This is a genomic window from Thalassospira sp., assembly GCF_030690045.1.
In the GTDB taxonomy this organism is placed as follows: Bacteria; Pseudomonadota; Alphaproteobacteria; order Rhodospirillales; family Thalassospiraceae; genus Thalassospira.
Genome location: NZ_JAUYHK010000016.1, coordinates 618,323 through 632,605 on the forward strand (window position 1 = coordinate 618,323; position 14,283 = coordinate 632,605).

Annotated in this window: 16 protein-coding genes; 15 read left to right on the forward strand and 1 reads right to left on the reverse strand. The window is 55.5% G+C overall.

All coding sequences use genetic code 11. The features are described 5' to 3' along the window. Positions 1–16: 16 nt before the first annotated feature. Together tsaB and Q8O73_RS14540 are read left to right on the forward strand one after the other, a co-directional pair. Positions 17–820: a tRNA (adenosine(37)-N6)-threonylcarbamoyltransferase complex dimerization subunit type 1 TsaB gene (gene tsaB, locus Q8O73_RS14535; RefSeq protein ID WP_305558883.1), complete on the forward strand. Its 804-nt coding sequence runs from the start codon at positions 17–19 to the stop codon at positions 818–820. Next, complete coding sequence (locus tag Q8O73_RS14540; protein WP_305558884.1) at positions 817–1,329, forward strand: GNAT family N-acetyltransferase; 513 nt, start codon at positions 817–819, stop codon at positions 1,327–1,329. The genes tsaB and Q8O73_RS14540 overlap by 4 nt, the downstream gene beginning before the upstream one ends. Before the next feature lie 32 nt (positions 1,330–1,361). Here the strand turns inward: Q8O73_RS14540 and Q8O73_RS14545 are convergent, their stop codons facing one another. After that, complete coding sequence (locus Q8O73_RS14545; protein WP_305558885.1) at positions 1,362–1,607, reverse strand: sulfurtransferase TusA family protein; 246 nt, start codon at positions 1,605–1,607, stop codon at positions 1,362–1,364. Between the two features lie 198 nt (positions 1,608–1,805). Here Q8O73_RS14545 and Q8O73_RS14550 point away from each other — a divergent pair, with 198 nt between their 5' ends. The 13 genes from Q8O73_RS14550 to Q8O73_RS14610 all read left to right on the forward strand — a co-directional run bounded on the left by Q8O73_RS14550 (position 1,806) and on the right by Q8O73_RS14610 (position 14,274). Continuing rightward, a complete protein-coding gene (locus tag Q8O73_RS14550; RefSeq protein WP_305558886.1) occupies positions 1,806–2,228 on the forward strand; it encodes a Fur family transcriptional regulator in 423 nt (140 codons plus the stop codon). A 161-nt stretch (positions 2,229–2,389) separates the two neighbouring features. Beyond that, complete coding sequence (locus Q8O73_RS14555) at positions 2,390–3,181, forward strand: GNAT family N-acetyltransferase (RefSeq protein WP_305558887.1); 792 nt, start codon at positions 2,390–2,392, stop codon at positions 3,179–3,181. Beyond that, on the forward strand, positions 3,178–4,056 hold the full coding sequence (locus tag Q8O73_RS14560) for a 1-acyl-sn-glycerol-3-phosphate acyltransferase (protein ID WP_305558888.1): 879 nt from the start codon (positions 3,178–3,180) through the stop codon (positions 4,054–4,056). Before Q8O73_RS14555 ends, Q8O73_RS14560 begins: the two co-directional genes overlap by 4 nt. Before the next feature lie 119 nt (positions 4,057–4,175). Beyond that, the gene (gene miaB, locus Q8O73_RS14565) at positions 4,176–5,576 is read left to right on the forward strand and encodes a tRNA (N6-isopentenyl adenosine(37)-C2)-methylthiotransferase MiaB (RefSeq protein ID WP_305558889.1); all 1,401 of its coding nucleotides are present in this window, start codon (positions 4,176–4,178) and stop codon (positions 5,574–5,576) included. Further along, entirely contained in the window at positions 5,573–6,703 is a 1,131-nt protein-coding gene (locus tag Q8O73_RS14570) for a PhoH family protein (RefSeq protein WP_305558890.1), read from the forward strand. Before miaB ends, Q8O73_RS14570 begins: the two co-directional genes overlap by 4 nt. Beyond that, complete coding sequence (ybeY, locus tag Q8O73_RS14575) at positions 6,687–7,256, forward strand: rRNA maturation RNase YbeY (protein WP_305558891.1); 570 nt, start codon at positions 6,687–6,689, stop codon at positions 7,254–7,256. Before Q8O73_RS14570 ends, ybeY begins: the two co-directional genes overlap by 17 nt. Further along, on the forward strand, positions 7,253–8,236 hold the full coding sequence (locus Q8O73_RS14580; protein ID WP_305558892.1) for a hemolysin family protein: 984 nt from the start codon (positions 7,253–7,255) through the stop codon (positions 8,234–8,236). Before ybeY ends, Q8O73_RS14580 begins: the two co-directional genes overlap by 4 nt. Beyond that, positions 8,229–9,812 carry an apolipoprotein N-acyltransferase gene (gene lnt, locus Q8O73_RS14585; protein WP_305558893.1) on the forward strand — a complete coding sequence of 528 codons (1,584 nt, stop codon included), beginning with the start codon at positions 8,229–8,231 and terminating at the stop codon, positions 9,810–9,812. Before Q8O73_RS14580 ends, lnt begins: the two co-directional genes overlap by 8 nt. Positions 9,813–9,883: 71 nt before the next feature. Next, positions 9,884–10,384 carry a helix-turn-helix domain-containing protein gene (locus Q8O73_RS14590; RefSeq protein WP_305558894.1) on the forward strand — a complete coding sequence of 167 codons (501 nt, stop codon included), beginning with the start codon at positions 9,884–9,886 and terminating at the stop codon, positions 10,382–10,384. 285 nt (positions 10,385–10,669) lie between these two features. Then, positions 10,670–11,842 carry a methionine adenosyltransferase gene (metK, locus tag Q8O73_RS14595; protein WP_305558895.1) on the forward strand — a complete coding sequence of 391 codons (1,173 nt, stop codon included), beginning with the start codon at positions 10,670–10,672 and terminating at the stop codon, positions 11,840–11,842. A gap of 107 nt (positions 11,843–11,949) precedes the next feature. After that, positions 11,950–12,669: a tRNA (guanosine(46)-N(7))-methyltransferase TrmB gene (locus Q8O73_RS14600; RefSeq protein ID WP_305558896.1), complete on the forward strand. Its 720-nt coding sequence runs from the start codon at positions 11,950–11,952 to the stop codon at positions 12,667–12,669. A gap of 88 nt (positions 12,670–12,757) precedes the next feature. Beyond that, positions 12,758–13,261, forward strand: a complete 504-nt coding sequence (locus Q8O73_RS14605) for an RNA polymerase sigma factor (protein WP_305558897.1) — start codon at positions 12,758–12,760, stop codon at positions 13,259–13,261. Positions 13,262–13,350: 89 nt separating this feature from the next. Further along, positions 13,351–14,274 carry a DUF4880 domain-containing protein gene (locus tag Q8O73_RS14610; RefSeq protein WP_305558898.1) on the forward strand — a complete coding sequence of 308 codons (924 nt, stop codon included), beginning with the start codon at positions 13,351–13,353 and terminating at the stop codon, positions 14,272–14,274. The last annotated feature ends 9 nt before the right edge of the window (positions 14,275–14,283 follow it).

Sequence of the window (14,283 nt, forward strand, 5' to 3'; positions counted from 1 at the left end):
CGGAGGCTCCCTGTTCTTGAAGTTTACCGACTACATCAAAAAAATGCTGACCGGCCAAATGCGTTCCGATTCCCTTAGCGCAGATCAGGTGGCTCCGCAAAGCACTTTGCCACAAGACCCTGCCGGATTGATCCTGCTGGCGATTGATACCGCGTCAACATCGCTGTCAACGGCGGTGCTGGTGGATGGGGTGGTGCGCGGCGAAACATACGAGGATATGGAACGCGGACAGGCTGAAAACCTGTTGCCCTTTATCGAACGTAGCCTTGATCAGGCCGGTGTGACATTTGATCAGGTCGATGGCATTGCCGTAACGGTTGGTCCCGGTGCCTTTACCGGTATGCGCATTGGTCTTGCCACGGCACGCGGATTGGGGCTTAGCCGTAAAATACCGGTGGTCGGCGTCAGTTCGCTGGAAGCCGTTGCATGGGGGGTTACGCAACGCGATCATCAGGGCCGCAATATTGTGGTCGCGCTCGACAGCAAACGAAACGAGATTTTCGCCCAGGCCTTTGATGCGCAAAAACGCCCGCTTGGCCCGCCAGAATGCCTGCCACCGCGTCAGGCCTTGATGCTGGCTCCGCCCGGCCCGACGGTTCTGGCCGGGGATGCGACGCCGCGGCTTTTGACCGCCGCCGCCCATGCCCCGGATACTTTTTATGCCTGCACTGCGCCGGGTCTGCCGCGTGCCGGTGTGGTGGCGCAAATTGCCGCCGGACGCTGGGAATCCGGTGGCAATTTGCCACCGGTGCCGCTTTATTTACGTGCCCCGGATGCAAGACGCATGGATGAACAGGATCAACCGGTCGCATCGTCATGACGGTACCGGAATCGGCATTACCCTTGTCAATCATTCCCTTGACCCCGGCCTTTGCCGGGGTGGCGGCATTGTTGCATGCTGGTGGGTTCGATGATCCGTGGCCGGAAGATGATATCATTGCCCTGCTGGCCGTGCCCGGTGCCTTTGGCCTGCTGGCCTTTGATCAGGGAGGGGATGGTGCTGATCGGCCTTTGGGATTTGTTCTGATACAGGCGGTAATGGACGAGGCGGAAATCAATACCCTTATCACCGCCCCCTTTGCCCGGCGGCGCGGTGTGGCGCAGGCATTGCTGGCGGCGGTAACGGAACGCTTGCGCGACGGCAGTGTGAACCGCCTGTTGCTGGAAGTGGCCGAAGATAACAGCGCGGCAATTGCCCTGTATCGGTCCTGCGGATTTGAGGAAACCGGTCGTCGCAAGGAATATTACCGCCGCAAAACCGGACGCAGGGTGGATGCGCTGGTAATGGAGCGCAAATTGGGTGTCTGCGCACTGGGCTGGGGCGATTAAAGCTGTTATAGTCCCACAAGGTGCAAGGTTATTCAGTTTTTGCGAATAATCAGGTGCCAGATGCCCGGATGGTCAGGCATTTCAATCAGTTCAAGGATTTCGTCACCCATTTCCGTTACCGACCGCGGCACATTGATCAGCGGTTCACCTTCATTCAGGGTAACGGCAAGGGTTTGGCCCGCCGCCATTTTTTCAAGCTTCAGGCGGGTTTTGACGAAGGTCATCGGACAGATATCGCGGGTGATATCAAGGGTATCATCCGGGGAAAATGGCGTCATCGGGGCCTCGTGTGAACAGGTGATATGACCGGACTAGCGCCGAAAATCGCACCGGGCAAGTCAAAGAGGAAATATTTCGCGAAAACAACCTTGCGATATGTGTGACTTTTCTCGATATTTAGCGAGATAACAGATCGGGGCCTGGATCAACTTTCCTGGCCATGGGGGCAGGCGGAACCGGAAACGAGAAAAAAGATTATGTTGGAAGAATCAACCATCGAGCAAAAATGCATTGATGCCGGTCTGAAAATGACGGGACAACGGCGAGTGATCGCCAAGGTGCTGTCAGACTCGGAAGACCATCCCGATGTGGAACTGGTTTATCGCCGGGCAACCGAAATTGATCCGAAAATTTCGATTGCTACGGTGTATCGGACGGTGCGCCTTTTTGAAGAAGCCGATATTCTTGAAAAACATGATTTCGGTGACGGTCGCGCCCGTTACGAGGAACTGACCGAAGAACATCATGACCATTTGATCGATATGCGTTCAGGGAACGTCATCGAATTTTCAAATGACAAGATTGAAAAATTGCAGGAAGAAATTGCCCGCGAGCTTGGCTACAAGCTTGTCGGTCATCGCCTTGAACTTTACGGCGTTCCTGCCAAAGACGAAAAGTAACCGGTTTCTGCCGGTTTCAGAATAGTTGATGTGTGAAAAGCCATCCGTATTTTGATGCGGATGGCTTTCATATTTTTGTTACGATTTCTTAACAAAGCCTTCACTCGCTCTTGATCGGAATGTCGCGCAAACTCTGCGCACATGTACGAAAGGGAGTTGCGATGAGCGACGATCAGCAGCGACGGTTGGAAGTCCGCCTGGCGGAGTCGGAAGACGAAATCCTGGCAAGTCAGAAATTGCGCTACAAGGTTTTTTACGAAGAACGGGGGGCGCAGCCCTCTGCCGAAATGGCCGAGGTCGAACGCGATTTTGATTCCTATGATCCTTTGTGCGACCATCTTTTGGTGATTGATCATAATCGCGGAGCCGGGGCCAAGGGCGTTGTCGGCACCTATCGCATGTTGCGCCAGTCGGTGGCCAACCGTCATGGCGGCTTTTACAGTGCCGATGAATATGAAATCGACTCGATGCTGGCCAATGTTGGCAATAGCGGCGAAATCATGGAGCTGGGCCGGTCCTGCGTTGAGGCGGATTACCGCACGATGCCAACCCTGCAATTATTGTGGCAGGGCATTGCCGCCTATGTCTTCAAATATGATATCAAGCTGATGTTTGGCTGTGCATCCTTTCACGGCACCGATCCGGATGCCTTCCGCGATGCCCTGACCTATTTGCATCACAATCATATGGCCCCCGAAGAAATGCGCCCGCGCGCCATCGAGGACCGCTATGAATCAATGGCGCGGTCCGAAATTCATAATGTCGATCCGCGGCAGGCCTTGCGTGATCTGCCACCGCTGATCAAGGGGTATTTGCGGTTGGGCGGTTATGTCGGCGACGGTGCGGTGGTTGATCATCAATTCAACACCACCGATATCTGCATCGTTCTGCCGACTGAAAAAGTCACCGACCGTTATTACAAGCATTATGAACGGACTGCGAGGGTATCGTGAACTGTTATCCCTGTGCCGCGATCCGGCTTGTGATGTATGCGTTGCTGACGCTGTTATTGCTGCCGGTGCAAATGGTGGCGGTGTTGCTGCGTCTGAAACTGGCGGATGATCTGCCCCGGTTTTATCATGGGCTGTGCCTGAAAATCCTCAATATCGAGGTGCGGGTATCGGGTGTGCCGATGATGGACGGACCGGGCATCATCGTTGCCAATCATGCGTCCTATCTGGATGTGCCGGTGTTGGGATCGCTGGTGCGAGGCAGTTTCATTGCCAAGAAAGAGGTCGCAAGCTGGCCGGTTTATGGATTTCTGGCGAAATTGCAGCGCACCACCTTTATCGAACGTCGCCCGGTGCGGTCTCGTACCCAGAACGATGAACTGGGTCGGCGTCTGGCCGCCGGGCACAAGCTGATCATGTTCCCCGAAGGAACCAGCAATGACGGCAATCGGGTCCTGCCCTTTAAATCCACCCTGTTTGGGGTTGCCGAACGCCAGATGCCTGACGGATCGCAGGTCCGTTTGCAGCCGGTATCGATTGCGGCAACCGGTTTGGATGGTGCGCCGATGGGCCGTGATCTGCGGGCTTATTATTCGTGGTATGGGGATATGGACTTGGCCCCGCATTTGTGGCAGTTTCTCGCACTGGGCAAGGTAACGGTGGAACTGATTGTACATCCACCGGTGACGCTGGCGCAGGCAGGATCGCGCAAGCAATTGGCGCAGATGTGTGAAACGATGGTCGCCCGGGGACACCAGGCGGCGCTGAGTGGCGCAAATCGGGCGACATTTGTGCCGCTGGCGCATGGCGGGCGGCGCGGTGATCTGATTGCTTGTGCGCCACTTGCGGTCGTTTCAGAAGATTTTCGTCTGTTTTGACCGGTAACACCGGATGTCAATTTGGTTCCTGACCGTTTCGCCGTATACTGATTTCAGATAACGACGATGTCCGTCATGCGGCGTGGATTTCCCCGCCGCTTTCGGCGCAGGAGCAGGATTTGGACCGGAAAGAAAGCGCAACCAAAAAGCTTTTTGTAAAAACGTATGGCTGTCAGATGAATGTCTATGACAGCCAGCGCATGCAGGATGTTCTGGCCCCGTTGGGTTACCAGTCGGTGGATGATCCGGCGGGTGCCGATATGGTCATTCTCAATACCTGCCATATCCGCGAAAAGGCATCGGAAAAGGTATTTTCCGATCTGGGCCGTTTGCGCAAGCATAAAAAAGCCAAGGAGGCCAATGGCAGCGACCGCATGATCGTGGCGGTGGCCGGGTGTGTCGCACAGGCCGAAGGGGCCGAACTGATGCGTCGCGAACCGATTGTCGATATGGTCTTTGGGCCGCAAACCTATCACCGTCTGCCCGAAATGGTGGCGCGTGCCAACCGGGCGATGGGGTTTGACCGCATCATCGATACCGATTTCCCGGTCGAGGAAAAATTCGATCATTTGCCAGATCAGGTCTCGCAACAGGGCTTTTCCGCCTTTGTGGCGATTCAGGAAGGCTGTGACAAATTTTGTACGTTTTGCGTGGTGCCCTATACCCGTGGTGCCGAATATTCGCGCCCCGGTCCCGATATCCTGCGCGAAGCCCGGCAACTGGTCGCACATGGCACCCGCGAAATCACCCTTCTGGGTCAGAATGTGAATGCCTATCACGGGGCCGGTATCGCCGATGGCGATGGCGCAGAATGGTCTTTGGGCCGGTTGTTGCGTGAACTGGCGAAAATCGATGGTCTGGACCGCATTCGCTATACCACGTCGCATCCGCGTGATGTGGATGATGATCTGATTGCTGCCCATCGCGATGTACCCAAAGTCATGCCGTTTTTGCATCTGCCGGTGCAATCGGGATCGGACCGGGTATTGCAGGCGATGAACCGCAAACATGACGGGGCCGATTATCGGGCGATTGTGGAAAAACTCAAGGCTGCCAATCCCGGTCTGGCCCTGTCGTCGGATTTTATCGTTGGTTTTCCCGGTGAATCGGACAAGGATTTTGAAGACACCTTGCAACTGGTGCGCGACGTGACATTTATTCAGGCCTACAGTTTCAAATACAGCCCGCGTCCGGGAACACCGGCCTCGGCGATGGAATTGCAGGTGCCCGAAGATGTCAAGGCTGACCGTCTTGCCCGTCTTCAGGCATTGCTGGCCGAACAGCAGATTGCCTTCAACGAAGCCTGTATCGGGCAGGAAATGGATGTGTTGCTGGACCGGATGGGCAAATATGATGGTCAGCTTGTCGGGCGCAGCCCGTATATGCAGCCGGTTTATGTCAAGGGTTTGAGCGAGGCCGATCTGGGCCGGATCGTTCGCCTGAAAATTACCGAAGCCCGACCCAATTCGCTTGGTGGCGAACTGGTCGAAGGCAGCGGTTCGGAAAGGAATGTTGCGTGAGCGTTACCCCCACCCCCGCCAGGACCAAAAGCCCCGCCAAGATCAAAAAACCTGTCAAGGATACCACCCAGATTGAATTTTCCGATAATGCGCTGGTTCAGATTCTATATGGACCACAGGCCGCAAACCTGACCCGCCTTTCCGAAGGAACCGGGGTCGATATTGGCAACCGGGGTTCGATTGTGCTGTTATCGGGCGATCCGCAAAAAGTCGCACAGGCAAAACTGATTTTATCGCAGCTTTATAGCCGCTTGCGCGAGGGTGATATTGATCGTGTCGATACCGAAACGGTTGATGCGGCCCTGCGCCTGTCTGAACCCGACGAAGCCAATCCGTGGGGGAATGGCGGAAACGGCGGCAGTGGCAGCGCGGATGTATTTGGCGGGGCGCGTCTGGCGATCCAGACCAAAAAACGCCGAATTTCGCCGCGATCCAAACGCCAGAAAGATTATATCGAGGCGATGCTCGATCATGAACTGGTGTTTGGCATCGGCCCGGCCGGGACCGGCAAGACCTATCTGGCGGTGGCGATGGCCGTGCAGATGTTGTTACAGGGACAGGTAGACCGCATCGTTTTGTCGCGTCCGGCGGTCGAGGCCGGGGAACGGCTGGGCTTTTTGCCAGGTGATCTGAAAGACAAGGTCGATCCGTATTTGCGTCCGCTTTATGATGCGTTGAACGATACCCTGCCTGGTGATGTGGTGATGAAACGCATGGAACGCGGCGAAATTGAAGTCGCCCCTCTGGCGTTCATGCGCGGGCGGACTTTGGCGCATTCCTTTGTGATTTTGGACGAAGCCCAGAATTCCACCCCGATGCAGATGAAAATGTTCCTGACCCGTCTGGGCGAAGGATCACGCATGGTGGTGACCGGCGACCTGACCCAGATCGATCTTCCGCCCGGCACCAAATCGGGTCTGCGCGATGCCCTTGAAATTCTCGAAGGTGTTGCAGATGTCGGACGGGTGCAATTTGACCAGCGCGACGTGGTGCGTCATCCGCTGGTGACCAAAATTGTGATTGCCTATGATGCTGCCGATGCCCTGCAAAAGAAAATTCAGGACAGTTACAAGGGCGGGAAAAAAGGCAAGACCGCAGGACAGGACAGCAATGACAGCCCCGCTTGATCTTGACATCACGCAAGATGCCGGGGACTGGCAGGCGGTTGAAATCGATGCGGTGCGTGGGGCGGTTGAAAAGGCTCTGGATGCGGCGGCCTTGGACGGGGCGTTGGCGGACGGCGAAAATGGTCCGTCCTTGCTGGATCGGGCACCGGTGATTGAAATCAGCCTGACGCTGACCGATGATGCGGCGGTGCGGATTTTAAACCGTGATTATCGCGGCAAGGACAGCCCGACCAATGTGTTATCCTTTGCCAGCCTTGAAAGCGATGACGAGGCCAGCGATTTTGACATGCCCCCGGATATGCCGCTGATGCTGGGCGATATTGTGATTGCGCGTGAAACCTGTCTCCGCGAGGCACAGGAGCAGAACAAGCCGCTGGTTAATCATTTGATCCATCTGGCGGTGCATGGCACGCTGCATCTTGTCGGCTATGATCATATTGACGATGATGAGGCCGACAAGATGGAACAGCTTGAACGCCTTATTCTTGCCCGGATGGGCATTGACGATCCCTATGAACCCATTGAAGATCAGGATGTCGAAACAGGACGATGAACGACATAAACGAACGCGACGAAGAAAAAGACAGTATTAATCCCCGCGACAGCGGGGATCGTAATCAGGATTCCGATGGCGAATCCTTTTGGGGCAGCATGGCATCTGCCATCGGATTGCGCCGGGCGAAATCGCGCAATGGCGAAGCCTCGCTCAGCGATACGCTTGAAGAACTGGCCGAACGCACCGAAGAGGATGACGAGCCGGTTTCCCTGCATGAACGCAGCCTTTTTGAAAATATCATCACGCTGCGCGACATGACGGCAGAAGATGTTATGGTGCCGCGTGCCGATATTGTCGCCGTCCACAAGGATGTGACGCTCGATGATCTGGTGGCGATGATGGTTGAAAAAGCCCATTCGCGCTTGCCGGTTTATGGCGACAGTCTGGATGATATTGTCGGCATGGTTCATATCAAGGACGTGCTGGGCTGTGCGACGGCGGGCAAGGAATTCCGGTTCCAGACATTGTTGCGCCGGGTGCTGTTTGTGTCACCGGCCATCCGGGTTCTGGATTTGCTGTCGGAAATGCGGCTGTCGCGCACTCATATGGCGCTGGTGGTCGATGAATTTGGTGGAATTGATGGCCTGATCACCATTGAGGATCTGGTCGAGGAAATCGTCGGTGAAATCGACGATGAACATGATATCGATCAAACGCCCAAGCTGGTGCGGCTTTCGGATGGCTGTTTTGTTGCCGATGCCCGCTATGAGGTTGAAGACCTTGAGGAAAAGCTGGGTATCAGCCTTTTGGACGAGGAAGAAGACGAGGATATCGACACGTTGGGCGGGTTGGTGTTTTCGCTGGCGGGTCGGGTCCCGGCCCGCGGCGAATTGATCGAACATCCGTCCGGCCTGCAATTTGAAGTACTCGATGCTGATCCAAGGCGAGTCCGCCGGGTGCGGATTCACACCATCAGGCCGGATACGCCATCACCGGATGGCGAGACGCCGCAGCAGGTAAATCCCAAAAATGCTTGAAAATCTGGCTTTGCGTCTTTCGGGCCTGCGCGGCTGGAAAAGGCGGTTTTTATGGGCCGGGTCCGGGGCGGCGGCGGTTCTGGCCTTGCCGCCCTTTTTTATTGTGCCGGTTCTGCCGATTGCCTTTGCGGTTTTGTTATGGAGCTTGCAGGAGGTGCGCTGTCACAAGGGGGCGCTTTCGGCGGGCTGGTGGTTTGGCACCGGGCATTTTGCCGTCGGGTTTTACTGGGTCAGTCATGCTTTTCTGGTCCAGCCCGAAATTTATGGCTGGATGATCCCCTTTGCCCTGTTGGGGTTGGGCGGCGGGTTGGCCATTTTTCCGATGCTGGCAGTCTGGGCAAGCTGGCGTCTGGCACAGGGCATGATTGCGCGTGCGGTGTTGCTGGCGGTTCTGTGGGCGGTGGCGGAATTTGTCCGCGGCCATATCCTGACCGGGTTTCCGTGGAATTTGCTGGCGCATGTCTGGGCGTTTGATGCGGCACCGATGCAATTGGCCTCGGCGGTTGGGGTATATGGCCTGACGGTGATAACCGCCCTTTTTGCGACTTTGCCGGCAACCCTGATCAAGGGACAACGGGGCAGGATGACGGCCCTTGCCGGGGTGATGATCCCGGTTGTGTTATGGGGCGGCGGTGCCCTTCGCCTCAATACTGCGCCGGAACTGATCACCGATATCGCAGACAGTCCGGCGGATGTGCCGGTTTTGCAAATCATCCAGCCCAATATTCCCCAACGCTTGAAGTGGCAGCCCGATTTGCAGGCGGCGCATTTTGAAAAACTGATGACAATGTCAGTACGGCCCGATGATGTGCCGCCAGATCGCAGGCGCATTGTGGTATGGCCGGAAACAGCGGCGACCTTTTTTGTCGAAACCAATCGGAATTTGCGGTTGCAAATGGCCTCGGTTCTGGGGCCGCAGGATGTCCTGATCACCGGTGCACCGCGTACTTTCCCCCGGGAGACCGAGGAATTTCAGGTCTGGAATTCGGTGCAGGCAATCAATTATCTGGGGGAAATTATCGGCAGTTTCGATAAATTTCATCTGGTACCGTTTGGCGAATATGTGCCGTTTCGGGATTTCCTGCCTTTCCCGAAACTGACCGCCGGGCGCACCGATTTTTCGGCCGGTGATGGTCCGAAAACCTTAAAGGTTGCCGGGTTTCCCTCATTTTCGCCATTAATTTGTTATGAAGTGATTTTTCCAGGGGCCGTGACCGATGATCAGGACCGCCCCGAATGGTTGCTTAATGTGACCAATGATGGCTGGTTCGGTAACAGTGCGGGGCCGTATCAGCATCTGGCCGCCGCCCGGTTCCGCAGCATCGAAGAAGGCCTGCCGCTGGTGCGGGCAGCCTATACCGGCATCTCGGCATCCTTTGATGCCTATGGCCGCATACAGGGTTCTCTACCCTTAAGAACAGCAGAAATTCTGATATCACCCCTTTTGAGTGGGAAAGTTAATACCACAGTATATTCTTTGTGGCGTGATATACCATTTTACGGTATAGTCCTTTTCTTTGCCGCTCTCGTATTGGGATATGAACGCTTTCATACTTCCCGTCAGGTGGCCTTATAATACGCCGAACCGCCCGTCATGTATCCCTCGTCAGAACAGGGTGGAGGTCGGAGTGAGGAAGGATCAGGACAATGTCGCCAGCAGATGAAACCGTTATCGTAAAGAACACACGCGGTCGTGGTCGTGGCCGCACCGCAAATGGCAAACCCAATCCGGTGGATATCCATGTCGGCGGGCGCATCCGTTTACGGCGGACCCTTTTGGGGATGAGCCAGGAAAAACTGGGCGAAGCCATTGGTCTGACATTCCAGCAGGTCCAGAAATATGAACGCGGTGCCAACCGCGTTGGGGCGTCGCGCCTTTATGATCTGTCGCGGGTGCTCGAAGTCCCGGTATCGTTCTTTTTTGACGATATGCCCGACGAAATTTCGGCAAAATCCGTGCATGAACGTCGCGAAATGTCCGAAAGCCCGGATCCGTTCGACAATGACCCGATGAACCGTCGCGAAACCCTTGAGCTGGTGCGCGCCTATTACCGGATTACCGATCCGGTGCAGCGCAAACGGGTTTTTGAACTGGTCAAATCGATGGGTATTGTGATTGCGGTTGAAGCCACCGCAGACAGCCAGTAACCCTCTGGTTGTGCTGAATTTAAACGCATCTCTGCTTTGTGCCGGGATGCGTTTTTCTTTGTGGATGAATGATTTTACACCGCTGTCATCGGCAATCAGACTTGACCATATCTGTCTGATCAGGCAAAACCGGCAGTCGGTCACTTGTGACCCTGAAATACGTGGACGGATTTGGACCGCTTGCCACCACGCAAAAAAAGGCTAAGTGGGCGCTGATGGATACATTCGTACCACGGCCCTCCGGTCCAGTTTTTGGAAACCCTTTTTCACCGGAGAAGGTTGAAAATGTCCCTTACCGAATATCTGTTTACCAGTGAATCCGTGTCCGAAGGCCATCCGGACAAGGTGTGCGACCGTATTTCCGACAGCATTGTCGATGCGTTTCTGGCCGCCGATGCGGATGCGCGTGTTGCTGTTGAAACACTGGCAACCACCAATCGCGTTGTTTTGGCCGGCGAAGTTCGCGGCCCGGCAAGCGTTACCAAGGATGTGATGATTGAGCGCGCCCGGAACGCTATCCGCGAGATCGGGTACGAGCAGGAGGGGTTTCACTGGAAAACCGCCAGCATTGAATGCCACGTCCATGAACAATCGGCCGATATCGCCCAAGGCGTTGACTCGGCGGGTAACAAGGATCTGGGTGCGGGCGATCAGGGGATCATGTTTGGCTATGCCTGTAATGAAACCGATGAATTGATGCCTGCTCCGATCCAGTTTTCGCACCATATCTTGCGCAGAATGGCCGAAGATCGCCATTCTGGTAAGACCATTGGGTTTGGCCCGGACGCCAAAAGCCAGGTCACCCTGCGCTATGTCGATGGCAAGCCGGTTGGCGCAACCTCGGTCGTGGTATCGACCCAGCACGCCGCCAACCTGGAACAGGCCGATGTGCGTGCGCTGGTTCTGCCTTATATCCAGTCGGCCTTGCCGGAAGGCTGGATGCCTGCCGAAGATGAAATTTACATCAATCCGACGGGCCGTTTTGTGATTGGCGGTCCGGATGGCGATGCGGGTCTGACCGGGCGCAAGATTATTGTCGATACTTACGGTGGGGCGGCACCGCATGGTGGTGGCGCATTTTCGGGCAAAGACCCGACGAAGGTGGACCGTTCGGCGGCCTATGCCGCACGCTATCTGGCCAAAAACGTTGTGGCGGCGGGTCTGGCAACGCGCTGTACGATTCAGGTTGCCTATGCCATTGGCGTGTCCAAACCGCTGGCACTGTATGTCAACACCCATGAAACCGGCAATGTTGACGAACTGAAACTGGGCAAAATCCTGCGTGAATTGATGGATCTCAGCCCGCGCGGCATTCGCGAACATCTGCAATTGTGCCGTCCGATTTATGTGCCGACCTCGTCCTATGGGCATTTCGGACGCAAGCCCGAAGAGGATGGGCGTTTTTCGTGGGAACGCACCGATCTGGTCGATGATTTGAAATCGGCCTTCGGGGCCTGAGGCCAAAGAAAGATCACGCGGCGATTTGCCAAAATCGCCAGACATGTTAAGACGCGGGCGGCCTTCTGGGTCGCCCGTTTGATTTTATCCCTGACAGACATAAGACAATGCGCAGCAACAGACCGATACCGACCCCGGACCGACCCAATTTTTATGGACGTCGCGGCACCCGTCCTCTCAAACCGTCGCGTAAGGCGCTGGTGGATGAAATGTTGCCAAACATCCGCATTGATTATCCCGAAACCGGCAATGTTGATCCGGCGGGTTATTTTTCGGTGCGTCCGCAACAGATGTGGCTGGAAATCGGGTTTGGCGGTGGCGAACATCTGGCCGGGCAGGCCGAAGCCCATCCCGATGTCGGGTTTATCGGCTGCGAACCGTTTATGGATGGTGTCGGCAGCCTGTTGCGTCATATCGACGAACGGGGCCTTGTGAATGTGCGGGTTGTGCCCGATGATTCTCGCCCGTTGCTTTATAAACTGGCCGATGCCTGTTTTGACCGGGCGTTTTTGCTGTTTCCCGATCCGTGGCCGAAAACCCGCCATGCGGAACGCCGGTTTATTGGCCCGAAAAATCTGGCGCTGATGGCACGTCTGTTAAAGGACGGGGCGGAATTCCGGGTCGCCAGCGACGATATGCAATATATTTCCTGGACCTTGCAACATCTGCACAATCACCCGAATTTTGAATGGCTGGCCGACACTGCCGGGGACTGGCGCAACCCGCCTTCGGACTGGATCAAAACACGGTACGAGCAAAAAGCCCTGCGTCAGGGCAAGAAATGCAGCTATTTGCGGTTTCGGCGGCGGGCGCGTATCGAAGGCTGATATCTTTATATTTGCGAATGATTGTCAAAAGCGTTAATGTCGGCGCAACAGATCCCTAAAACCGGGAATTTTGCGAAGGCTTCGTCGCGTGACACACTGGGATATCAACGCATTGTTTCGGCAATACCAGACAAAACTGCTGCATTTTGTGCGGCGGAAAAATCTGGCGATGCATACGGCTGACGATATCGTGCAGGATACCTTCCTGCGGATTGTCACAACACCGTCGCTGCCCGAAGTGCAATATGCCCAGTCCTATTTGTATCGGACTGCGCATAATCTGGTGATTGATCATTGTCGTCGGGAACGCATTTTGTCTTTTGTTCCGGACCCGGACAAGGTGTTTGGCATGATTGCGGATGATGCGCCCTCCCCCGAACAGATTGTCTGGTCGCGGCAGGAACTGAAGATGCTGAAAAAGACGCTGGATCATTTGCCGCGTGACTTGCGCGATGTTTTTATTCTGGCGCGGATTGACGGTATTACCTATGCCGAAATCGGCGAAAAACTGGGCATTCCAACTCAGACAGCCTTCAGTCGCATGGTTCGGGCCCTGACGCTGGTGAAGGCGGAAATGGAAAAATATCACTAAAATTCAGACTGAATTGATTTTGACATCAGAAATCGGGCGACCTGCTTCGTCATATGTCAAATGAGGTCAATTCAGACGGGCAAAATACCATGACCAACATCGCAAAAACCGGTAACGCGGCACAACACACCGCTATCGCGGATCAGGCTGTTTACTGGTTCGCTTTGTTGCTTGATGGCAGTGAAACCGCTGCGGATCGGGCGGCTTTTGCCCGCTGGATATCGGACCCGGCCCATCTGGCCGCGTTCGAGGATATCGAACGGCTTTGGAACGGCACAGCCAGCCTTGATCTGGCACAGCGCAGCACGGTCGGGCGACGTGCTTTCATCGGCGGTGGTCTTGCCATTGCCGTGCTGGTGGCTGGATGGGGAACCACCCGGCGGCATTCCTTTGCCGATCTGCGAACCAGCGTGGGCGAGCGTCAGAATATGACCCTGCCCGGTGGGGTTGATGTCGTTCTGGCCAGCAATACCGCCCTGTCGTTGCGTACACAGGGCGGGATAAATGGCGTGCATCTGCATCATGGCGAAGCATTTTTTGATATGTCGGCCAGCAACACAGCTTTTTTTGTCGAGTCAGGTAACGGCATTAGTCAATCCTTTGGCGGGCAGATCGATGTTGCCCTGTATGAGGGCGAAACCACTGTTATTGCCGCCCGACGCAGTGTTGATCTGCGTTTCGGGGGTATGCAGGGGGAACTGAAGGCCGGGCATGCTGTGCGGTATCGCGACGGGCAGCGCGGCAAACCTTATGGGGTGGATGTGGCAACCAGCCTTGCCTGGCGGGAAGGGCGTCTGATTTTCATGGGGCAACCGTTGTCTGATGTGGTGCAGGTTCTGGAACGCTGGCAACCGGGCAAGATTGTGATTATCGGCGACGCATTGAAAGCCCGCCCGGTGACATTGATGATCGATCTGGATCGCTCCGCCACAGCGGTATCGGCATTGGCGCAGGCTTTGCCGGTGCGGGTTGATCATTTTACCGATTATCTGACCGTGATCCGGGCGGCCTGAAACCGCTTC